24 protein-coding genes are annotated in these 21,579 nt (G+C 60.1%); 12 read left to right on the top strand and 12 right to left on the bottom strand.

The window, feature by feature from the left end; translation table 11 throughout:
- Positions 1–211 precede the first annotated feature (211 nt).
- On the top strand, positions 212–415 hold the full coding sequence (locus AB4Z15_RS14310; protein ID WP_442017792.1) for a hypothetical protein: 204 nt from the start codon (positions 212–214) through the stop codon (positions 413–415).
- 231 nt (positions 416–646) lie between these two features.
- Here the strand turns inward: AB4Z15_RS14310 and AB4Z15_RS14305 are convergent, their stop codons facing one another.
- The gene (locus tag AB4Z15_RS14305; RefSeq protein ID WP_442017791.1) at positions 647–895 is read right to left on the bottom strand and encodes a hypothetical protein; all 249 of its coding nucleotides are present in this window, start codon (positions 893–895) and stop codon (positions 647–649) included.
- A 145-nt stretch (positions 896–1,040) separates the two neighbouring features.
- Here AB4Z15_RS14305 and AB4Z15_RS14300 point away from each other — a divergent pair, with 145 nt between their 5' ends.
- Both AB4Z15_RS14300 and AB4Z15_RS14295 read left to right on the top strand, forming a co-directional pair.
- Complete coding sequence (locus AB4Z15_RS14300) at positions 1,041–3,263, top strand: ATP-binding protein (protein ID WP_442017790.1); 2,223 nt, start codon at positions 1,041–1,043, stop codon at positions 3,261–3,263.
- A gap of 275 nt (positions 3,264–3,538) precedes the next feature.
- A complete protein-coding gene (locus tag AB4Z15_RS14295) occupies positions 3,539–4,183 on the top strand; it encodes a hypothetical protein (RefSeq protein WP_442017789.1) in 645 nt (214 codons plus the stop codon).
- Between the two features lie 26 nt (positions 4,184–4,209).
- Here the strand turns inward: AB4Z15_RS14295 and AB4Z15_RS14290 are convergent, their stop codons facing one another.
- A complete protein-coding gene (locus AB4Z15_RS14290) occupies positions 4,210–5,061 on the bottom strand; it encodes an RNA polymerase sigma factor (RefSeq protein WP_442017788.1) in 852 nt (283 codons plus the stop codon).
- 100 nt (positions 5,062–5,161) lie between these two features.
- On the opposite strand from AB4Z15_RS14290, the gene AB4Z15_RS14285 reads away from it, so the two are divergent.
- Entirely contained in the window at positions 5,162–6,145 is a 984-nt protein-coding gene (locus tag AB4Z15_RS14285; protein WP_442017787.1) for an Lrp/AsnC ligand binding domain-containing protein, read from the top strand.
- A 72-nt stretch (positions 6,146–6,217) separates the two neighbouring features.
- On the opposite strand, the gene AB4Z15_RS14280 is transcribed toward AB4Z15_RS14285, so the two are convergent.
- The 3 genes from AB4Z15_RS14280 to AB4Z15_RS14270 all read right to left on the bottom strand — a co-directional run bounded on the left by AB4Z15_RS14280 (position 6,218) and on the right by AB4Z15_RS14270 (position 7,718).
- Positions 6,218–6,649 (bottom strand): VOC family protein, encoded by a 432-nt coding sequence (locus AB4Z15_RS14280; RefSeq protein ID WP_442017786.1) that lies wholly within the window; start codon positions 6,647–6,649, stop codon positions 6,218–6,220.
- Positions 6,650–6,737: 88 nt separating this feature from the next.
- Entirely contained in the window at positions 6,738–7,196 is a 459-nt protein-coding gene (locus AB4Z15_RS14275) for a VOC family protein (RefSeq protein WP_442017785.1), read from the bottom strand.
- Positions 7,197–7,340: 144 nt separating this feature from the next.
- A complete protein-coding gene (locus AB4Z15_RS14270) occupies positions 7,341–7,718 on the bottom strand; it encodes a VOC family protein (protein ID WP_442017784.1) in 378 nt (125 codons plus the stop codon).
- Between the two features lie 132 nt (positions 7,719–7,850).
- Here AB4Z15_RS14270 and AB4Z15_RS14265 point away from each other — a divergent pair, with 132 nt between their 5' ends.
- Positions 7,851–8,240 (top strand): DUF3054 domain-containing protein, encoded by a 390-nt coding sequence (locus AB4Z15_RS14265; protein WP_442017783.1) that lies wholly within the window; start codon positions 7,851–7,853, stop codon positions 8,238–8,240.
- A 71-nt stretch (positions 8,241–8,311) separates the two neighbouring features.
- Positions 8,312–8,590, top strand: a complete 279-nt coding sequence (locus AB4Z15_RS14260; RefSeq protein ID WP_442017782.1) for an Lrp/AsnC family transcriptional regulator — start codon at positions 8,312–8,314, stop codon at positions 8,588–8,590.
- A gap of 65 nt (positions 8,591–8,655) precedes the next feature.
- On the opposite strand, the gene trpD is transcribed toward AB4Z15_RS14260, so the two are convergent.
- Positions 8,656–9,723, bottom strand: a complete 1,068-nt coding sequence (trpD, locus tag AB4Z15_RS14255) for an anthranilate phosphoribosyltransferase (RefSeq protein WP_442017781.1) — start codon at positions 9,721–9,723, stop codon at positions 8,656–8,658.
- 148 nt (positions 9,724–9,871) lie between these two features.
- Here trpD and ctaE point away from each other — a divergent pair, with 148 nt between their 5' ends.
- From ctaE to qcrB, 4 genes are all read left to right on the top strand, one after another.
- Entirely contained in the window at positions 9,872–10,510 is a 639-nt protein-coding gene (gene ctaE, locus AB4Z15_RS14250; RefSeq protein ID WP_442005649.1) for an aa3-type cytochrome oxidase subunit III, read from the top strand.
- Positions 10,511–10,597: 87 nt separating this feature from the next.
- A complete protein-coding gene (gene qcrC, locus AB4Z15_RS14245) occupies positions 10,598–11,386 on the top strand; it encodes a cytochrome bc1 complex diheme cytochrome c subunit (protein WP_442005650.1) in 789 nt (262 codons plus the stop codon).
- 99 nt (positions 11,387–11,485) lie between these two features.
- The gene (qcrA, locus tag AB4Z15_RS14240; RefSeq protein WP_216925616.1) at positions 11,486–12,556 is read left to right on the top strand and encodes a cytochrome bc1 complex Rieske iron-sulfur subunit; all 1,071 of its coding nucleotides are present in this window, start codon (positions 11,486–11,488) and stop codon (positions 12,554–12,556) included.
- Positions 12,534–14,165 carry a cytochrome bc1 complex cytochrome b subunit gene (gene qcrB, locus AB4Z15_RS14235; protein ID WP_442017780.1) on the top strand — a complete coding sequence of 544 codons (1,632 nt, stop codon included), beginning with the start codon at positions 12,534–12,536 and terminating at the stop codon, positions 14,163–14,165. Before qcrA ends, qcrB begins: the two co-directional genes overlap by 23 nt.
- Positions 14,166–14,194: 29 nt before the next feature.
- On the opposite strand, the gene AB4Z15_RS14230 is transcribed toward qcrB, so the two are convergent.
- Positions 14,195–14,983 (bottom strand): GntR family transcriptional regulator, encoded by a 789-nt coding sequence (locus AB4Z15_RS14230; RefSeq protein ID WP_442017779.1) that lies wholly within the window; start codon positions 14,981–14,983, stop codon positions 14,195–14,197.
- 164 nt (positions 14,984–15,147) lie between these two features.
- On the opposite strand from AB4Z15_RS14230, the gene AB4Z15_RS14225 reads away from it, so the two are divergent.
- The gene (locus AB4Z15_RS14225) at positions 15,148–15,441 is read left to right on the top strand and encodes an HPr family phosphocarrier protein (RefSeq protein ID WP_442017778.1); all 294 of its coding nucleotides are present in this window, start codon (positions 15,148–15,150) and stop codon (positions 15,439–15,441) included.
- 111 nt (positions 15,442–15,552) lie between these two features.
- Here the strand turns inward: AB4Z15_RS14225 and AB4Z15_RS14220 are convergent, their stop codons facing one another.
- The 5 genes from AB4Z15_RS14220 to AB4Z15_RS14200 all read right to left on the bottom strand — a co-directional run bounded on the left by AB4Z15_RS14220 (position 15,553) and on the right by AB4Z15_RS14200 (position 20,800).
- Positions 15,553–15,954 (bottom strand): cytochrome c oxidase subunit 4, encoded by a 402-nt coding sequence (locus tag AB4Z15_RS14220; protein ID WP_442017777.1) that lies wholly within the window; start codon positions 15,952–15,954, stop codon positions 15,553–15,555.
- Positions 15,951–17,672 (bottom strand): aa3-type cytochrome oxidase subunit I, encoded by a 1,722-nt coding sequence (ctaD, locus tag AB4Z15_RS14215; protein ID WP_216925611.1) that lies wholly within the window; start codon positions 17,670–17,672, stop codon positions 15,951–15,953. The genes AB4Z15_RS14220 and ctaD overlap by 4 nt, the downstream gene beginning before the upstream one ends.
- A gap of 10 nt (positions 17,673–17,682) precedes the next feature.
- The gene (ctaC, locus tag AB4Z15_RS14210; RefSeq protein WP_442005655.1) at positions 17,683–18,555 is read right to left on the bottom strand and encodes an aa3-type cytochrome oxidase subunit II; all 873 of its coding nucleotides are present in this window, start codon (positions 18,553–18,555) and stop codon (positions 17,683–17,685) included.
- A 182-nt stretch (positions 18,556–18,737) separates the two neighbouring features.
- Positions 18,738–19,127 (bottom strand): HesB/IscA family protein, encoded by a 390-nt coding sequence (locus AB4Z15_RS14205; RefSeq protein WP_216925609.1) that lies wholly within the window; start codon positions 19,125–19,127, stop codon positions 18,738–18,740.
- A 200-nt stretch (positions 19,128–19,327) separates the two neighbouring features.
- The gene (locus tag AB4Z15_RS14200; RefSeq protein ID WP_442017776.1) at positions 19,328–20,800 is read right to left on the bottom strand and encodes a dipeptidase; all 1,473 of its coding nucleotides are present in this window, start codon (positions 20,798–20,800) and stop codon (positions 19,328–19,330) included.
- A 119-nt stretch (positions 20,801–20,919) separates the two neighbouring features.
- Here AB4Z15_RS14200 and AB4Z15_RS14195 point away from each other — a divergent pair, with 119 nt between their 5' ends.
- A complete protein-coding gene (locus AB4Z15_RS14195) occupies positions 20,920–21,510 on the top strand; it encodes a DUF3043 domain-containing protein (protein ID WP_442017775.1) in 591 nt (196 codons plus the stop codon).
- The last annotated feature ends 69 nt before the right edge of the window (positions 21,511–21,579 follow it).

Genomic DNA, 21,579 nt, shown 5'->3' with positions numbered 1-21,579 from the left:
ACTGCCTACCGTACTTCTTGTGGACGAGGTGGCGGGGCCTGCAGCTTGACGAATATAGAAGCATCCAAGAGACAACTGCCAATTGCTATATATGTGGGCGCAGCGACAGCCCAGACCAGCATCTGCACCGGAGCCTGGTTGAGCCACGGGAACCCCAACACCACGGTAATGATGCAGATCCCAGACCTTGGACCGTTCGTGAGGGGCGCTCTTGCCCGTCCAACTGGTTGGCGGCCAACGAATCACCTTCGAAGTCTGGGTATCCATCCACCCCGACGAGCTCCAACGCGCCTACTCCGTTTGGTGGGAACCTGAATACGCAGATTTGCGCTCTACAAGCTACCTGGCCTACGCCATCAATCCATGGGGCTTGCTGGGAGCACCCGTCGCGCTAGCCGTCAGAGGCTCCGAGTAAACGCCATACAGCGTAAGCAGTCCCCGCAAAGACGCTTCGGACCTCCTACTCAAGGATTGGCCCCACGAGATCATCGACGAGATCCGCTAAGAAGGGCACGATCGGTCGCTGAACGTTCGCGGTGACACCCATTTCGGTGATGAGGGTTGGGCGCTGCTTCAATGAGCCAATGAACGAACCGTCGACAATTGATCCGATTCTCCTCCGCTCGGTGCCCCCGGCTGCGAAGCATCACTGCCGGCGTGCAAGCCGGAGATACGCGGCAATCAAGCGGGGGACGACGACGTATACGGCTACGGGGACCACGATGAGCGTGATTGCCAGGGCCCGGAGCACAGCCGGCCATGGCCCGATCAACGGTGTGAGCGCCCACTGGCTGAGCGCGACGAGCGGAAAGATGGCGGTCCATGTGATCGCCGCCCGCTCATGGATTGTCGGCGGGGCGGGTGTTCGCGCCGGGGTTGGTGTTGTGGCGTACATGGTGGGCTCCTTACGGTCTGTGTGCCCTTTCTGATGCCTTTACAGTAGGTCTCGACTGCTGGCCGAGACATCGGGGCGGCTACTCAAGTGCCTACTCATTTAGGGGGGATAGACACACTTCTCCCCTGCCGCAGATACTGATGGCATGGCCAGGAGAACCCATGCCCTGGGACCTAGGGCGCGTTCGCCGGGGCGTCTCCCGGCGTCTCCCAGCAGCTTCATAGGCCGCGTCGACGAACTAGCCGCCATCAATAACGCTCTCCTGTCGAGCCGCCTCGTGACGCTGGCCGGCCCCGGGGGTGTCGGGAAGACACGCATCGCACTCACCGCGGTGAGCGCCGCCGGCGATCGCTTTGGTCATCCGGTATTCGTGGACCTCACCCGAATTCCAAAAGGAGCCCCAGTCGCGCTATCCGTCGCGGAGGCGGTGGGCCTTCGCGGTGTCAAGAGGGAGGGCGCCGTCAACGCGATCCTGTGGTGGCTCGACGGCGGGGAGCGCGTACTCCTCATCCTGGACAACACGGAGCATGTCCTTGAGGAGACGGCTGCCCTTGTGGCCGAGCTCCTGGAGGGCGCCTTGGACTGTACTGTTCTGGTTACGACCCGAGAGCCGCTGCGCATTTCGGGTGAGCGTATCGTCCCGGTGGGGCCCATGCTGGACGACGACGCAGAGGCTCTCTTCTGGGAGCGCGCGCAGGCAGTTCGGCCGTCACTTACGGTTTCCTCGGAATCCCGCTCCGCCTCCCGCGAACTGTGCGCACGTCTGGACCGGCTGCCGCTGGCCCTTGAGTTGGCAGCTGCTCGCATGTCCGTCATGACGCCGGCGGAGATGCTGCCCCTACTCGAACACCCCTTGCATGTGCTTGGGTCCGGATCTTCCACAGGACCGGCCCGCCACCGCAGCCTGAGAGCCTGCATCGCTACAAGTGTGGACCCACTTGGGGAGCACGAGCGCGCCGCGTTCGAGGCGTGCGCCGTCTTCGCGAGCCCGTTCGACGCGCGTGCGGCGGCCGCCGTCGCGGGTGCGTCGCTGGAGGCCCTCGAAGACCTCGTGGCCCGATCCCTGCTCCAGCCGTCCTTCGACGCTGCAGGCCACACGGTCTTCCGACTTCTTGAGAGCTTGCGGGAGTTCGCTCGGGAAGGGCTCGACAGTGAACGGCTCGAGGAGGTGCAGAGGCGCCACCTTGCGTGGATCGCCGCAGAGTTCAGCGCCGACAGGCCACTGAGCGTGATGGAGAGCTCACGCAACGGGCAAGCCGTCGATCGCCTACCGGACCTCCGGGCGGCTCTCGACTTCGCGGTCGTTGCCGCACCTGCCGAGGGCCTTGAGGTCATGGGTGCAACGCGCGAACTGTGGTTCCGCTATGCCCAGGACGAAGGGCTTTCCCGCGCCTCTAGTCTTCTGCAACGCCATCCAGTCCACGATGATGCGCGGGCCCAAGGTCTGGTAACGGCTTCCGTCTGCCACACCTCGCGCCAGGAGACCGAGGCCGGGAACCGGCTGGCTGCGGAGGCGCTTGCCATTCTTGAACCAGGTTCGGCAGGGGCAGGCGCCGCCTTCTTCTATCAGGCCATCGCCCGCTGTCTTGCCAAAGACACCGAAGGTTGTATCGAGTCGTGTGAGGCGGCTCTGGACGTATATACAGGGCTCGGTGATGTAGCCGGACAGAGCAGGGCCATCGGTATGCGGGGAATGGCGGCGGTGTGGGCACATCGCGACGAGGAGGCAATAGGCATCCTCATTCGGGCTTTGGACCTTGCCGTTTACGCGGGGGACCTCTGGGCGCAGGGGCAGATCCTCACGTACCTGGGTCTTGCCGAGTCGAATCGGGGCCGCCCTGCCAGGGGCCGGGCAAGGCTTTTCGAAGGGGTGGAAGCCTTCGCCCGGGTGGGCGATATCTCCTACCGCGGAGTCGCGCTCGCCCGTCTCGCGGCGCTCACTGTGCCCCGGGACCCGGCGACGGCGGTGCGAGCTGCCGCCGCGACGACCCGCAGAGAGGGAGCCGGCGGAAGATTCCACGAGATTGCGCTTGCCGACTTCGACTACGTGCGGTCGTCCGCTGAGCTGCTGCTCGGACCGCAGGGCTTCGCGGCCGCATGGGAGGCCGGGGAAAAGCTCTCCTTCGCTGAGGCCGCGGCGGAGCTCCGGGCCGTCGAAGGTGTGCTGCAGCCGGACATGCTCACGCCCCGCGAATTCGAGATCGCTGAGCTTGTACGCAGAGGCCTCAGCAACGCGTCCATCGCGAGGCAGCTCTCGCTCTCGGCGCGAACCGTGGAGAACCACGTTGCGCATGCCCTGACAAAGCTGGGACTGCACAGCCGCGCTGCCTTGGCTGTCTGGGCTGCCGAACACCGGAAGCCTGACTAAACCTCGGCGAAGCCAGTGGGCGAACCGTCGTCAACGCCGAGGAGCAGCACGGCCTATTGCGTAGTTCCCCCTCGAAAACGCACGGTCACCAGCAAATCGGACTTTTGGCAAATAACGCATGATCAACCCTCCCTCCGCAGCGCCATGAGCTTTCGGACCTCCTTCTAAACGATTGGCCACGAGATCCTGGACGAGACCTCGTGAGAAGGTCTCGACCGATCGCGGCAACGTTCCATTTCGGTGATGCGGGCCTAGGCGCTTGCTTTAATGAGCCAATGAATGAATCGTCGATAACCGATCCGCTTCTCCTCGGTGCGGTGCCTCCGGCGGTTCGCGCGGACGCCGACGCTGCACTGGGTGCTCTGCCGCGTCCAGACCACCCAACGATGTCCGTTCTCATTCAAGACACAAATGGCCAGTCGTCCTCCCACATCGGAATTCGCGTCGAGGGTGAGTTGGTTCAGATCCCGTACAGGATCTACTACGGGTGGCCCGAGTTTGATCGCACTCAAGGACTGAGCCCAGAGCAACTACTCGTACTTGCGGCCTGGATGTCGAGACATAGTGACGGGAGAATCCGCCAAGCGGCTCTCCGCCAGCTCCTAGAAGCGGACGCTTCGTGGACGATTCCATTCGTCGTCCAGCTCTGCGGCGAATACATCGTCGAAATCGGCAGTGATCTGCTGCATTTCTTCGAGATCACGCTCACTGAGCGGCCGGGACTCCGACAGGCTTACGTCCAATTCACTCATGACAATCCGGCATTCATAAGCCTGACAGCTCAAAGAGCGCTGAGCTATTGGAACGCCTATGACCGATGGCGGTTTCACAGGGATCAGTACCCCCAACTGGCCGCGCTCAAGTGCCTGGCGTTATTGGCCAGTCCTTCCTCCAAAACGAATATGCACGGTTACCAGTAATGACCCCGAGCAGCCCGCAGTCAGGCCTATCCAGCGCGGGACCCGGCCTGTTTCATTCCTGACTGAACTTCCACCAGCTCAGCCAACACCCCTGTGCAACGGAGGCAATCGTCCAAGTGCCGGCGAACTTTCCCCTGGGCGGCCTGGCGCACGGCATTTCGGACATATTTGCCTAAGTAGCGCGAAAAGTCCGTGCAGGGGCCCGGCGCTGATTCCTGCACGTGTTTTTGCAGGTACGCCTGGCGGAGACCCTCCCGTGCGCGGATGAGCAATGACGACACAGCGTTTGGAGTCAGTTCCATAGTCCGTGCCGCTGCAGCAGGCTTCATGCCCTCAACGTCCACGTGCCAAAGTACGGCCTGCCACCGGGATGGCAAAGAACGGAAAGCCAGCATCAGGATCGTATTCTCGAAGTCTTTGAGAACAGGATCATCATTACCAACCACCACTTCACTCACAACGCCATTCACTGTCGCCGCTGCTCGTCTGCTTTGCAGATTGCGGCGGTGTGACATTCGCCGAACGGTGGTCAACAGATAAGCCCTGAATGAGTCCGCCGGTCCCCTGCCGTCCAGCAGCAATTTTAGGATCGATGCAAACGCCTCGGACACCACGTCCTCAGCATCCATTGGATTATCCGATTCAGTCCGGGCGACATAGGTGGCAATGCCTTGGTACCGGCGAAAAAGTTCCTCGTAGGATCCAGAGTCACCCCCGCGCACGGAAGCAAGCAGAAATGGCTCACTCTCCCCCGCCGCTAATGGGTGTGTGCCTGCTCCCCTCCCCTGCTGACTTTGCGCAGGTTTCAGAAGCACTTGTACTTGCTGAGCCGTCATGGAAGATTGGACGCGGCCGAACGGCAGGACGGGAGCAAGCATGGCTGCCTTCCGAAGTGTTTGAGTGGTGACGCCTAGAATCTAGGCAGCAAGTGATTGGTCACACTCAAAACGCAGGCAATTTGTTGGAAGTAGACGTTCCATGCAGGATTTTGACTTTGATGAACGGGACCTCAAACTCCTGCATGCCCTTCAGATCCGCCCCCGGGCACCATGGACGGCCTTGGCACCTGGTGTGGGTGCCGATGCAGTCACCTTGGCCCGACGCTGGAATTTTCTGTCCGGTGAAGGGCTGGCATGGGTAGCAACCTACCGTGGGCTCGGTTCCAAAGTCGCCTTTGCCCTGGCGGAAATTGAGTGCTCGCCCGCCAGCATGGCAAGCGTGACCGAGGAGCTTGCGGCCGATCCGGATGTGCTCTCAATGGATCACACCGCAGGTGGCAGGGACATGGTCATCACTGTCATGAGCCGCGATGACGCCTCCCTCGGACGTTTCATTTTGGACCGCTTGCCAGCGGTCAAAGGAATCCGCAGTACAAGAACCCATCCGGGCATTAATCTGTTGGCGGACGCCAGGAGCTGGCGGTTGCGCTCCTTGACGGACCACGAAGCAAAACTCATAGAACGCGCAGCGCCTCAACCAAGTCCGGCCGCCAAGGGCGCATCGGCGGATCTGGAAGAGCAACTTTTTTGGATCCTGCGCGCTGATGGTCGAGCGTCGATAACGGAAATATCCCAAAAGTTGGGAATCAGCCCACCGCGCGCGAAGAGCGCTTTAGGTGCGGCCCTGGCCCAGGATCGGATCGTTGTCCGGCTGGAAATGGCCCGTACATTCTCGCCTTGGCCGGTAAATGTTTGGTACTTCCTCCGCGTCCCGGCCACACAGGTGGAGGCAGTGGCGGCCAGGCTGGTCGGTCTCGGCGAAGTGCGTTTGGTCCTCACTACGGGCGGGTTGTATTCGATTGTGATGGCGATATGGCTTCGCAGGCTTGAGGACATGACTATTCTCGAACGGCAACTGGGTGAAAGGTTGCCCATTGTGGAGATCATGGACCGTTCAGTCGTCTTGCGGACGCCAAAGCATGTTGGCGTCAGGCTGGATCCCTCTGGCCGCCGCATTATGTAAGCCGGACACAGGAATGCCTCGTCCAACGCGAGTCGGACGAGGCATTCGTTTACGAAGTATTCTGCGCGACTGCTACGGCTCCTGTTGTTGCGCTCCTGCAATATTTACCAGCCAAGCGATGCCGAACTTGTCCACACACATCCCGAAGGTGTCACCCCACGGTGCGCTTTCAAGTGGCATGGTGACGGTACCGCCGTCGGCCAGTTTGTCCCAGTAGCCACGAAGCTCGGCTTCATCTTCGGATTGGCCGCTCAGCGACACCGAGATGTTGTTGCCAGGACTGAATTCCATGCCGTTGGGCGTGTCGGCAGCCATCAACGCCAGGCCATTGGGTGTTACCAGCATTGCGTGCATGACCTTCTCCGCTTCGGCGGGGTCTTCGCTTGCCTGATATTCGCCAAAGGTGCTGATTGTCAGTTCGCCACCGAAGACGGACTCATAGAAGTTGACTGCGTCCCTGGCATTGTCGCGGAACGAGATATATGGGTTGAGGCGGGTTGTCATTAGTCAGTTCTCCTCATGGTTGTGATAGGTGCGCACGTCACCGTGCGGTAATGCTAGCAGCGCCCAAAGGCGCCTGTCCCCCAAACTTTCAGTCGCCCTCGTACGCCCTTTGCAGAACGTTGATATCAAGCTTGCGCATCTTCAACATGGCTTCCATTGCCCGTTGGGAACCTGCTGGATCCGGACCATTCAACAGGCCCGGCATCCCAGCAGGGACGATCTGCCACGACAAGCCAAACTTGTCCTTCAGCCATCCGCACTGGCTTTCTTCTCCCCCTCCTTCCAGGAGCGCGTTCCAGTAACGGTCCACCTCGTCCTGCGAATCGCAGTTCACCACGAGGGAAACTGCTTCGTTGAAGGTGAAGGCGGGTCCCCCGTTCAGGGCTATGAACTGCCGCCCTTCAATCTCAAAGTCCACGGTTAGGACCTGTCCGCCTGGCCCCGGCATCGATGTCAGGATGGACGAATCATCAAATGTCGAGGTGTAGAACTCAGCCGCCTCTGCCGCCCGGCCGTCAAACCACAAACAGGTGGAAATCTTCTGCATTCTGCAAGTCCTCCAGGATCGTGAGGAACCACTTGTCCCCCGACCGAGGCTAGTCGTGTGGGTTCGCCCACACAACGCCCGACGGCGGCTGTCACCGCATGCGCTGTACGCACCAGCCATCGGCGGCCAGTCCTTGAGTCAGAGTTAGTCGCCGGACGTTCTGATCCGGCTGACCAGGCCTACCGTATTTGCCTCGCTGTCCTCAATGAACGCCATCCATTCCTCGGAATCTGCCGGTCCGAGGACGTCATCCTCATGGGTGAAGATCATGTGAGGCTCCGAAATGATCTTGACGCCTTTGCTCCTCAATGCCGCCACTGTGCCGTGAAGGTCTCCAACCTCGAAATAGAGCAGGGACGACGGCGCCCCTTTCTCCAGCAGAAGCCGCACGCCGCCCACGTCAAAGAAGAGGAGCCCAGGAGGGTCAAACAAGGCTCTGGGCTCCGCGCCCAGCAATGCAGCGTAAAAGGCCGCAGCCCTCTTCAGGTCTTCGGCATGCTGGGCTACTTGAACGAATCGCATGATCTCCTCCAGTAATTGGGGTGCGTCCTTTGTTCCTGCCAGTCATCGTGGCCGCAGCAGAAACCAAGCGCAAGAGAGAATCTGCGGGACGTCAACTTCGCACCCGCACTTCCGCCCGGATAGTGTCAGACCATGCCCTCATCGCTTAGATCCTGGATTCCTGCTGCCGCCGCCGACCTCGTGTTGATTCTTGTCTTCGCCGCGATCGGCCGCGACGCCCATGCCCGGGGAGACATCATCACAGGCGCCTTTGTCACGGCCTGGCCCTTCCTCGCTGGTGCGGGCGTTGCCTGGCTGGTCGCAAGGGTTTGGCGTGCGCCCTATGCCCTCTGGCCTTCGGGCATTTGCGTCTGGATCGGTGCGGTAATGATCGGCATGCTGCTCAGGGCGGTGACTGGCCAGACGGTGGTGTTGCCCTTTGTCATCGTGGCACTTATCAGCCTGGGCGTTTTCCTGCTCGGCTTCCGCGCCATTCTCGCGTTAATTCTGCGGGCGTCACGAAAACGCCATTCCAAAGCCTGAAAGGGTCCCTTCATCTCCCATGTACTAGGCTGAAGTTCGTCCGCAATGAAGGTTTTCCGGAAAGGCCCCACGTGATCACCGCTTTCGTCCTGATCAAGACCGATGCTTCGCGCATTCCGGAAACCGCCGAGCAGATTTCAGCCATCCAGGGCATCAGTGAAGTCTATTCCGTCACTGGAGAATGGGACCTGATCGCTGTAGCCAGAGTGCCCAAGCATGAAGACCTCGCGGATGTCATCGCTGATCGCCTGTCGAAGGTGGATTCCGTAGTTCACACCACTACCCACATAGCCTTCCGTGCCTACTCGCAGCACGATCTCGACGCGGCCTTTGCCCTCGGCTTCGAATAGGACTTAAGGACGCCTCTAGATCCCGCTTCGAGGCGGCAGCACAGCCTGCGAGGCTGACGCTGTGGCTAGTCTTTGGAACTCTGGCTAAGGGCGATCCACTTGGTCAGGACACCAGCGGCCTTACCTGTATCCACGGACTCCGCCGCCAGCATGAAGGCGGCTCGCATCCGTTCCAACAGATCGCCTTCGGCGTTCATGTCAACGGAAACCAGGCCAGCTGCAGCATTCAAGAGGACAGCATCACGCACAGGACCTGTCTTGCCATCAAGGACTTCACGTACAACCACTGCATTTGCGGCTGCGTCCCCGCCCCGCAGATCTGCAACGGTGGACGGTTCGATACCGAGCTCAGCGGGTGAGAACACCTGTTCTGTGACGGTTCCGTTCCTTATCTCCCAGACTGTGGATGGCCCCGTGGGTGTCAATTCGTCCAGCCCATCGTCGCCGCGGAACACCAGGCCGCGGCTGCCGCGACGGGCAAGGACGCCCGCAACAAGTGGAGCCATCCGGGCGTTGGCGACGCCGACTGCCGAAGCCTGAACATGAGCAGGATTCGTCATGGGGCCGAGAAAATTAAAGGCCGTGGGCACTGCCAACTCCCGCCGGGGTACTGCGGTATGACGGAACGAGGGATGGAAAACCTGCGCGAAGCAGAAGGTGATTCCTGCCTCCTCCGCATTCCGGGCAACCTGGTCAATCGAAAGGTCCAGACGGACACCCAAGGCTTCCAATACATCAGCAGAACCAGACGTCGACGACGCCGCCCGGTTTCCGTGCTTGACGACTTTCGCGCCCGCACCGGCCGCAACAAGGGCTGCCATGGTGGAGATGTTGACGGTGTTCAGCCTGTCCCCGCCTGTTCCCACGATGTCCAGCTTTTCACCGGAGATCTGTATGGGGTTGGCATTCTGAAGCATGGCCTCCACAAGGCCGGTCAGTTCTTCCACCGTTTCGCCCTTGGCCCGCAGGGCAACCAGGAAACCAGCGATCTGCGCGGGAGTCGCTTCGCCGGCCATGATCGTGTTCATGGCCCACTCAGTGTTGCCCACTGCAAGGTCGTCGCCGTTGATCAGTGCTGAGATGAGCCCTGGCCAGTTATTGCTGGCTGCAGGTGCCGATGCCGGAGAAGTCACTCCTTGATGCTATCGACCGGGCTGCACCGATGACCAATGTGAACCGGACCGGGAACTTTTCCGCGCGATTTCGCGTCTTTGTAGAAAAAGTCTCCCGAATCGGTGGTTTGCATTGGGAACTCTGGACTTTTACAGACATAATGTCCTTGTGACATCTGCGACCCATGCCCCCAGTACCCCGGCGCACCCGACGCTGAACCGCCCCAATCTGGTTTCTGTTGGAACCGTTGTTTGGCTGTCCAGTGAGTTGATGTTCTTCGCCGGTCTCTTTGCCATGTACTTCACCCTGCGGTCCACATCAGGATTGATGTGGGCCGAGGAGACGACCAAGCTCAACTTCCCGTTTGCGCTCGTCAACACCATCGTCCTTGTGGCCAGTTCCTTCACGTGCCAGATGGGCGTTTTCGCCGCTGAGCGCCTTGAACCGCGCCGCACCGGCGGACCCCTGCAGTTCACCCGCTGGGGCATGAGCGAATGGTTCGTTCTCACCTTCATCATGGGTTCCTTCTTCGTAGCCGGACAGACCACGGAATACGCCATGCTCGTCTCAGAGCACGTTTCCCTGTCATCCAACGCCTACGGTTCCGCCTTCTACATGACCACAGGCTTCCACGGCCTTCACGTCATCGGCGGTTTGATCGCGTTCCTGTTCATCATTGGCCGTGCGTTTGCAGCCAAGAAGTTTGGGCACTTTGAAGCCACATCCGCGATCGTCACCTCGTACTACTGGCACTTCGTGGACGTTGTCTGGATTGGCCTCTTCCTGGTCATCTACGTCCTGAAGTAGCCCGGCTTTGACTCTTTTTCTACAAGAGGCAGAATTTCAAGAAGCGGCTCGCGGAGCCGACGCAGGATCGAATAAAGGAACCACCACGTGAAGGCACTCTCGCAGAAGCGACGTCACCCACTGGCAGCCATAGCGCTGCTGCTGATGGGCCTCCTCCTCACTGGTGGGCTGTACGCCGTTGCCACATCTGTCAACCAGGCCAAGGCCGACACCACCAGCTACAGCGCAAGTGACGTAGAGCAAGGCGGCAAGTTGTTTGCTGCCAACTGCGCCACCTGCCACGGCATGGGTGCAAGCGGTACCAAGGACGGCCCCTCGCTGGTCGGCGTGGGCGCCGCAGCAGTTGACTTCCAGGTTGGCACCGGCCGCATGCCCATGCAGATGAATGGCCCACAGGCCCAGAAGAAGCCCGTCCAGTTCAACGAGGAGCAGACCAGCCAACTGGCGGCTTACGTTGCATCATTGGGCGCAGGCCCTGCGATTCCGGAAGAGCACCTCCTTGACGAAAAGGGAGACGCAGCCAAAGGTGGCGAGCTCTTCCGCGTCAACTGCGCCATGTGCCACAACGCTGCAGCAGCCGGCGGCGCCCTGACGCGCGGCAAGTTCGCTCCCGCGCTGGCAGATGTCACTGGAAAGCACATTTACGAAGCCATGGCCACAGGCCCTCAGAACATGCCTGTGTTCAACGATTCGAACGTCTCACCCGAAGGTAAGCGCGACATCATCACCTTCCTCAAGACCATCGAAGCCAACGGCTCACCGGGCGGTGCCGATCTCGGCGCCCTGGGCCCGGTGTCTGAAGGTCTCTTCGTCTGGATTGCCGGCTTGGGCGTCATCATCGCCTTCACCATCTGGCTGACGTCACGCACGTCCTAGTCCGGACGAAACAACAAACTTCTGCTGCATGGTCAGCAGTTTCGAACTGAAAATTAACTCGGCCCAGGCCGAGACAACGAGAGAAGGATGAGGCGAATTATGGGCAACCATAGTGACGGCAGTCCGAACCACTCGGGCACCGTAGCTACGGCTGGTCAGAATGAAGTGGAGAAGTTCCAGGATCCTGGACTTCCTCCGCATCGTTTGCGCCTGGCTGACACGGACCCGGTAGCCGCAAAGCGAGCCGAGCGTCAGGTAGCCATTTTGTTTGGCACCTCTGTCATCGGCACGCTGATCTTCCTGGTGGCGTACTTCGCCATCGATTTGGGCGACGATTCGACGATTGCAAACATCCGTACCCAGAACCTGCTCCTGGGCCTGGGTACGGCGTTCGCAATGCTCGGCATCGGCACCGGCATCGTGCACTGGGCCAAGGCCTTGATGCCGGATCACGAGGTGTCGGAAGAGCGCCACGCTATCCGTCACGAGGAAGATCGCCAGGCTGCGGTGCGCATCGTCGACGACATCGTCGAGGAAACCGGCATTAAGCGTCGCCCGCTGATCCGCAACACCCTTCTTGGCGCCGTTGCCCTTGCCCCGCTTCCTGCTCTCGCTATTTTCGGCGACCTGGGACCGCGTCCTGATGACAAGCTCGCACACACGATGTGGGCTCCTGAAGGTGGCAAGCTCAAACGACTGACGCGCGATCCCGATGGCACTCCCATCAAGGCTTCGGATGTCACTATCGGTTCTGCCTTCCACGTTATTCCCGAAGGCCTCAACGAACTTCACGAGGGCAAGCTGAACGCAAAGGCCAAGGCCGTCGTTCTGCTGATGCGCCTGGATCCGAACTCGCTGAACCCCTCTGAGGGCCGCGAGAACTGGAGCTACAACGGCATTGTTGCCTACTCCAAGATCTGCACACACGTTGGTTGCCCGGTTGCTCTTTACGAGCAGCAGACACACCACCTTCTGTGCCCGTGCCACCAGTCCACGTTCGACCTCACGCAGGAATGCAAGGTCATCTTTGGACCGGCCAGCCGTCCGCTCCCCCAACTGCCCATCGCAGTTGACGCAGAAGGCTACCTCGTCGCCACCAGCGACTTCAAAGAACCTGTAGGACCGAGTTACTGGGAGCGTGACGAGCATGAGCGCCTCATCAACAGCTGAAGCCCCCTTCGTAGCGAAGACCAAAGTTGGCCGTTTCACTGATTTCGTGGACGAACGTGTAGGTGGCTCCGGCATCCTGCGCGAGTTCGGACGCAAGGTCTTCCCGGACCACTGGTCATTCATGTTCGGTGAGGTGGCGCTGTATTCCTTCGTCATCCTCCTGATGTCGGGCACCTTCCTGACCTTCTTCTTCGATCCCTCGATGGCTGAAACTCACTACCAGGGTTCCTACACGCCGTTGTACAACGTCGAAATGTCCGTGGCTTACAGCTCATCGCTGAACATCTCCTTCGATGTCCGCGGTGGCCTCTTCATGCGCCAGGTGCACCACTGGGCGGCGCTGCTGTTCGTGGCCTCCCTGGGTGTCCACATGCTGCGTGTCTTCTTCACCGGCGCGTTCCGCAAGCCGCGTGAAATGAACTGGGTAGTGGGCGGCGTCCTGCTGATTCTGGCCATGGCTGCCGGCTTCACTGGCTACTCCCTCCCCGATGACCTCCTTTCCGGCAACGGTCTGCGCATCATCGATGGCGTTATCAAGTCCATTCCGGTCATTGGTACCTACATCTCGTTCTTCCTCTTCGGCGGAGAATTCCCGGGCACAGCGATCATTGGTCGTCTCTATGTGCTTCATATCCTTCTGGTTCCGGCCCTGATTCTGCTCATGATCGTGATTCACCTGTTCATGGTTGTCGTGCACAAGCACACCCAGTACCCCGGCCCGGGACGTAACGACGGCAACGTCGTCGGTTACCCCCTTGGCCCGGTTTACGCAGCCAAGGCTGGCGGGTTCTTCTTCATCGTCTTCGGCGTCCTGGCCCTTATGGCAGCTGCCTTTACGATCAACCCGATCTGGAACTACGGTCCTTACGACCCCTCCCCGGTTTCCGCCGGTACCCAGCCTGACTGGTACATCGGATTTGTTGACGGCGCTCTTCGACTCATGCCTGGCGTCATCAACAACTTCCACTTTGAATACATCATCTTCGGACACACGCTGACGCTGAACGTCCTACTGCCGGCACTCGTGCCCGCGGGCATCATCTTCACCGTGCTGTTCATGTACCCGTGGATCGAACGCTGGGTAACCAAGGACAACCGTGAGCACCACGTCCTTGACCGTCCCCGTAACGCACCCACCCGTACCGCGATCGGTGTTGCAGGCTTCACTTGGTACTGCGTCATGTGGGCAGCGGCAGGCTCGGACCTCATCGCAACGCACTTCCACGTATCCCTGAACGACGTCACGTACTGGTTGCGCACACTGTTCTTCATCGGCCCGATCCTCGCGTTCATCGTGACCAAGCGAATCGCCCTCGCTCTGCAGCGTAAGGACCGCGAGATCGCCCTCCACGGGCGTGAGACCGGCCGCATCGTACGGCTCCCCCACGGTGAGTTCATCGAGGTACACGCTCCCCTGGACGAGTACAAGCGCTACAAGCTCGTTGGATTCGAATCCCCGGTTCCGTTGCCCGCGACGCCGAACGAACACGGTGTCGTAACCCGCAAGGAAAAGCGGCGTGCAGCGCTCTCCAAGTGGTTCTTCGAAGACCGTGTTGCTCCGGCAACTGGCACGATCCATATGGATCGTGCCCTTCCCTGTTGCATTTAGTGTTTGTGACGAGCGGACCGTTTCCGGCGCTATTGAGTTCGATAACCAGAGGAATAGTTGCGTGTGGGCCGCACCCCTGGTCGCTGCAGAGGAACCCAGAGCTTGTAGCGATCTGCCCGATAGTACGAAACAGAGTAGTCCACCATTGCGCGGGCCACGAAGGCATGACGTTGGATCTTCAGCAGCGGCGAGCCCACATCCACGTTCAACAGCCTTGCCGTGGAGGGGGATGCAGCCGTTGCCTCAATCATGTCCTCTCCCCATTCCATGACCAGGCCGAAGCGTTCGCTGAGGACGTTGTAGAGCGACGTGGGCGGCGCCTCATCCAATAGTCCGGGGACACGGTGCGCCGGGATGAAATTCTCGTCGACGCTCATAGGTTCGTTGTCGGCCAACAGCAACCGCCTGAAACGGACCAACGGCGTGCCCTCCTCGAGCTGTAGCTCCCGCGCCAGAAAGGCACTGGCAGCAATCTGTTCGAAACTCAACACCTTGGCAGCCGGAACCATCCCGCGTCGTTGCATCTCCTCGCTATAGGAGGTCAGCTTTACTTGAAGATCCAGTTTGGGCTTCTTCACGAACGTGCCCAGTCCCACCACACGCTCAATGACTTCTTCGCCCACCAACGCATCAATGGCCTGCCGTACCGTCATCCTTGCAAGGCCAAACCTTAGCGAGAGGTCCCTTTCGGACGGCAACGACGAACCAGGAGGACATGACTGGGCTATGAAACTCCTCAATATCTCACGGAGTTGGATGTAAATGGGAGTGCTGCTGGTCCGGTCAATTTCACCGGCGATACTCGCGGCTTCAGGCATGACGAGCGCCCAACATCAAATGAGTCATGCATTAAGGGTAGATCAGTCAGGGCACAGGTCTAGACCAGCCGGAGTCCCCGATATGGAGAGCAGGCCAAGCAACGGCTACGCTTGTATGGATCAAATTTCACGGACGCATATTCCGTCTTAGCAAAGGAGCTGGCTTGCTGGAGCAGAAATCCTTCGTCGCAGCAGAGATTGGCTTGCATGCGCGAGCAGCAGCCATATTTGTCCGCGCAGTAACTGAGACAGGCCTGCCAGTGACGATAAGGAAGCCTGACGGACCGCCAGTAGACGCACGCTCCCTCCTGGAAGTCATGACAGAAGACTTTGGCCATGGCTGCGAGGTGCTCCTTGAAGTCGCGCTGGACGGCCTCCTGGACGGCCAAAGTGTGTCCGACGCCAACAAGGCCCTCGTCGGGCTGTCTGCTGTGCTGGAGGGCATTCACGCCCTGTGAAACCCCAATAATGGCCCAGGACACTATCTAAAAGCCAGCGACCACCCATAGAGACAACGACGACGGGCCCCACCAGAAGGTGGGGCCCGTCGTCGTTATGCTGTTTTGTTGCTAGTGCGCGTGGTCGCCACGGCTGTATTCGAAGACCCAGCCGACCAGTGCCACAACGGCAATGCCACCCGCGATGAAGGTGATCCAGAAACCCACCGCAAGGCCCAGGAAGCCGCTTGCGCATGCAATGCCGAGAACCAGCGGCCACCAGCTCCAAGGGCTGAAGTGCCCCTGTTCACCCGCGCCCTCGTGAATTTCAGCATCAGGACGGTCTTCTGGACGCATGCCAATCCGCTTGCCAGTAAAGCCCAGGTAAGCGCCGATCATGCCTACGAGACCGCCAACCAGGAGAATGCCCAGAACGCCGACCCACTCATGCCATTCCGTCAGGAAGCCGTAGGCGATGGCGACCGGGATGAAGAAGAATGCTCCTGCTCCAAAGAGCCACGATTCAATTTTCACTTGCGAACGTCCTTCTGGTCGGCGTTGCCTAGCAGCACTGCTGCGGGGTCCGGGGACTGGGCGGTGTGGACCTGGGCCAACTCAGGGTGGTGCAGGTCCAGTGCCGGGCGCTCCGAACGGATACGGGGCAGCGATGTGAAGTTGTGGCGCGGCGGCGGGCAGGAAGTCGCCCATTCAAGCGACGCTCCGAAGCCCCAAGGGTCATCAACTTCCACCTTCTTGTTGCTGCGCCACGTGATGTAGACATTCCAGAAGAATGGCAGCAGGGATGCACCCAGGACAAAGGACGAGATCGTGGAGAACTGGTTCATCCAAGTGAAGTTGTCCTGCGGCATGTAGTCGGCGTAACGGCGGGGCATACCCTCAACACCCAGCCAGTGCTGGATCAGGAAGGTGCCGTGGAAGCCAAGGAATAGAAGCCAGAAGTGAATCTTGCCCAGACGCTCGTTCAGCATCTTGCCGGTCCACTTCGGCCACCAGAAGTAAAAGCCGGCGAACATGGCGAACACAACCGTACCGAAGACCACGTAGTGGAAGTGTGCCACCACGAAGTAGGAGTCCGAGACGTGGAAGTCCAGTGGCGGGGACGCAAGGATAATACCCGTGAGGCCACCAAACAGGAAGGTCACCAGGAAGCCGATGCTCCAGAGCATCGGAGTCTCGAAGGTGATGGAACCCTGCCAGAGCGTACCGATCCAGTTGAAGAATTTCACGCCGGTGGGCACCGCAATCAACATGGTCATGAACGCGAAGAACGGAAGGAGCACGGAACCGGTCACGTACATGTGGTGTGCCCAGACGGTGACGGACAGCGCCGCAATTGCGATGGTTGCGTACACAAGGCCCTTGTAACCAAAGATCGGCTTCCGGCTGAAGACCGGGAAAATCTCGGACACGATGCCGAAGAACGGCAGGGCGATGATGTACACCTCGGGGTGGCCGAAGAACCAGAAGAGGTGCTGCCAGAGGACGGCGCCGCCGTTTTCGGGGTCGAAGATGTGGGCACCAAATTTGCGGTCCGCACCGAGGGCGAACAGGGCAGCGGCCAGCGGCGGGAACGCCATAAGGACGAGGATGGACGTCACCAGGGCATTCCAGGTGAAGATCGGCATGCGCCACATGGTCATGCCGGGGGCACGCATGCAGATGATCGTGGTGATGAAGTTGACGGCACCAAGGATGGTGCCGAAGCCGGACAGTGCGAGGCCGAAGACCCACAAGTCACCGCCGACGCCGGGCGTAAAGGTGGTATTCGACAGTGGCGCATACGCGAACCAGCCGAACGATGCAGCACCCTGTGGCGTGATGAAGCCGGACACAGCAATGGTGGAGCCGAAGAGGAAGAACCAGAAGGCCAGCGCGTTCAATCGCGGGAAGGCGACGTCGGGGGCGCCAATCTGCAGGGGCATGATGACGTTCGTGAAGCCCGCAAACAGCGGTGTCGCAAACATCAGCAGCATCACGGTGCCGTGCATCGTGAACATCTGGTTGTACTGTTCCTTGGTCTGCAGGATCTGCATACCGGGTTCGAACAGTTCAGCACGGATCAGCAGCGCCATGACGCCGCCGAGGCAGAAGAACACGAAGGACGCAATGAGGTACATGTACCCGATGGTCTTGTGGTCCGTGGAGGTGATCCAGTTGACGACTATGCGTCCCTTGGATTTAGGAACTACGGGAGCCTCTAGGGTCCCGGCGGATTGAGTGTAAGTAGCCACGTCGCTCCCCTTACTTGGTTTCGATCAGGTCCGGGTTGCGGTCGTATTCCGCACCGAGCAGGCCCGTGTTGCCGTCCTGGCGAAGCTTGTCCATGTGGTCCTGGAATTCAGACTCGGAGACAACCTTGACGCGGAACAGCATTTCGGAGTGGTATTCACCGCAGAGTTCGGCGCACTTGCCATCGAAAGTGCCCTCCTTGGTGGGAGTGAACCTGATGTAGTTGGTCTTGCCGGGGATCATGTCCCGCTTCTGCAGGAAGGCCGGAACCCAGAAAGAGTGGATGACATCGCGGGAGTTCAGCTCCAGGTCAACCGACTTGCCAACAGGCAAGTACAGCGTGGGAAGCAGGTCCTTGTTGACCTCGTTGCCGGTCAGGTGAGCCTGAACGCCGGCCTCGTGGAGGTCTTCGTTGATGACCTGGCCCTTTTTGTAGTTGAAGTCCCAAGCCCACTGCTTGCCGCGCACGTCAATGACGACGTCTGCCGGCTGTGAGCGGTCATCGATCGCGCGCTGGTCCTGGTCGGTGAAGTAGAAGAACACCAGCACCATGAACAGCGGAATGGTCAAGTAGAAGACCTCAAGCGGCAGGTTGTAGCTGAGCTGCTTCGGGAATCCAATGGTGCCCTTGCGGCGGCGGTAAGCGATGATGCACCAGACCAGAAGGCCCCACGTGATGATACCGACTGCCAAGGCGGCGATCCATGAGTTGACCCAGAGGTCCATGATCCGGTCAGTGTGGTTGGTCGTGCCGCGCTCAGTTGGCAGCCAACCCTTCTCTACCTCTGGTGAACATCCGGTCAAAACCAACGCGCCGGCTAGTGCCAAGCCAGTGATCGAGGTGATCTTTATGCGTCGGCTGCCGGTTCGGTTCTGCGAACTCACAGACGGCCCTTCCTCTTGTTGCTGTCTCCCGGCAGGCCAAAGGCCACCGGGCACACTAAAAGTTTTACTACCCGATGTAGAGCTTACCGCTATGAAGCGGTTTTCGCGCACATGTCGGCGCCGTGGCTCCGAATGCGTTGGAACGCATGCAGAGGGGCGCCGACATGCGGCGATAGCTCACGTCAGTGGAACGAATCGCCGCAAGCGCAAGACCCACCGGCGTTCGGGTTATCAATGGTGAAGCCCTGCTTCGAGATGGTGTCCTCGAAGTCGATGCTGGCCCCACTCAGGTAAGGGACGCTCATCTTGTCGACTACGACCTCAACGCCGTCGTAGTCGCGGACGGCGTCGCCGTCGAGGAGGCGCTCGTCGAAGTAGAGCTGGTAGATCAAGCCGGAGCAGCCGCCCGGCTGGACTGCAACGCGCAGCCGCAGATCGGTGCGCCCTTCCTGTTCGAGGAGGCTACGGACCTTGCCTGCCGCGACATCGGTCAGATTGACCTCATGCGTGGGAAGCTCCTCGTCGGGGACGAGCTGTGCTCCGGTGCTGTTTTCGTTGGTTGCAGTGCTCATTGGCCTACCTTCTTATGACGCTTCTGGCGGCGGCGCCGGAACGCAGCCTGCCCTTACCCAATTACGTACGGGTTATAGCTCCATGCTACGTCGCGCAGACGCTGATCTATAACTTCTGACGTAACCACGGACGGCAATTACTTGTTCCCGGCGTGCTCGACCGCCCACGGAAAAAGTCCCCCGGAACGCCAATGCGCTGCTTACCGGTCCAGGCCTTCGACATTAAGCCGCGCCAGCATCAGCGCCTCGGCCAGCACAGCATGACGGAAATCGCCGATGTGAAGTGATTCGTTGGCACTGTGGGCGCGGGAATCCGGATCTTCTACACCCGTCACGAGAATCTGGACATCGGGATACATCTCGGTCAGGTCGGCAATGAACGGGATGGAACCGCCGATTCCCATTTCCACTGGTTGGACTCCCCAGGCCTCCCCCAGGGCCCAGAGTGCCACCCTGGCAGCTGCTGACGAGGTATCGGTCGCGAAGGCATTTCCTCGCTCCCCCGGCGTGAATGTTACTTCTGCACCGAATGGTGCACGGGACTGAACGTGGTTCCTTAAAGCCTCCATGGCGGCGTCAGGATCCTGACCGGGTGCCAGGCGCATGCTGAATTTCGCCCGGGCTGCGGGAATGAGCGTATTTGAGGCAACGGCAACAGCGGGAACATCCATGCCGATGATGGACAACGCCGGCTTGGTCCACAAACGCGAGCCGATCGTCCCGCTCCCGGCAAGTTTGACGCCGTCGAGCACTGAAGCGTCAGCGCGGTATTCTGCCTCGGTCAGGTCAACCGCAACGTCGTCATTTCCCACCAGGCCCGCCACGGCGACGTTTCCTTCGTCGTCGTGGAGCGTCGCGATGAGACGGGACAACAGGGTGGGGGCGTCCAGCACCGGGCCACCGTACATTCCCGAATGCACCGCATGCTCCAGCACACGGACTTCGAAGGTGCCATCCACGAGCCCACGCAGGCTGGTAGTTAAGGCGGGAATGCCGACCTTCCAGTTGCTGGAGTCCGCCACCACGATCACGTCGGAGCGGAGAAGCTCGCGATGTTCCTCAAGGAATGTCCGAAACGTGGGTGAACCCGCTTCTTCTTCGCCTTCAAAGAAGAAGGTTACGCCCAGGCCAAACTCATCCCCCAGGACTTTCGTAGCAGCGGCGTAAGCCGCCAGATGGGCCATGATGCCGGCTTTGTCGTCAGCAGCGCCACGACCATAGAGCCGGCCTTCCCGCTCCTCCGCGATGAAAGGCTCGGAAGCCCATAGATTTCGATCGCCTGGAGGCTGGACGTCATGGTGCGCGTACAACAGAATCGTCGGCTGACCGTCGCGGGCCGGGCGGCGGGCGACGACGGCGGGACCACCGGGCGTTCCATCCAATTTGTCGCAGCGAAGAATTCGGACGTCATCCATTCCCGTTGCCCTTACCAAGGAGGCGACAGCTTCAGCGCTGCGATCCAGTTCCGCAGGGTCGAAGCTTGGCCACGCGATTCCGGGGATCCCGACGAGGTCCTTCAAGGAGCCAAGGGTAGCGCTGAATGATTCATCTACTGCTTTGGCCAAAGCGGCCACGCCATTGGAGTCGATGACCTGGTTCGACGACGGACCCTCCATGCTGTGGCCGGAGTTCCGTTGCTGATTCTGCGGGGTCTCCGCATGTGCTGATGTCATGCCCAAACTTTACAGCTGGCCAAGAGACGGCGACGGAAGGCGCGGCAGGCTGCCACACGCCCACCGAACCACGGTGGGCCCGTAACCTGCGCCACCTTCCTGCGGGGTATTCTGTATGGGTGTTCGGACGCAAAAAGGAAGAGCCCAGCGCTCAAGCAGTAGTAGACCAGGCCCAGGCCGCCCAGGAACCGGGTGTCGGAAAGGGCGCCCCTACGCCCAAGCGGAAGGACCAGGAGGCAGCCCGCAAGCGCCCGTTGGTGCCCACTGACCGCAAAGCTTCCAAGGAGGCCGAACGGGTAGCGGTTCAGGACCAGCGGCAGAAAATGCGGCAGGCCTTGGACACTGGGGATGAAAAGTACCTCCCCCTCAGGGACAAGGGACCCCAGAAGCGTTTCGTTCGGGATTACGTCGACGCCCGGTTCAGCCTCGGTGAATACCTGATGTTCGGCGCACTGCTGTTCGTGGTCATCTCCCTGATCATCCCGGCCAGCAGTTCACAGATTACGTATGTCCTGATTGGCTTCTGGATCATGTTCCTTGCCGTCTTTGTGGATGTTTTCATCCTTTCGCGCAAGCTCCGTAAGCGCCTGGGCGAGAAGTTCGGTGAAGTCGAGCGTGGATCAGTCTGGTATGGATGTATGCGCGCCCTGCAGTTCCGCAAGCTCCGCCTCCCCAAGCCGCAGGTCAAGCGCGGCCAGTACCCCGCTTAGCGTCACGCTGAAGAGGCCCCAACCCACTACTTATACGAAGACCCCGGACCATTGGTCCGGGGTCTTCGT

It is taken from the genome of Paenarthrobacter sp. 2TAF44, assembly GCF_052114885.1.
Lineage (GTDB): Bacteria > Actinomycetota > Actinomycetes > Actinomycetales > Micrococcaceae > Arthrobacter.
Note: the sequence above shows the minus strand (reverse complement) of the source record. Positions and strands in the feature narration are given on the sequence as shown.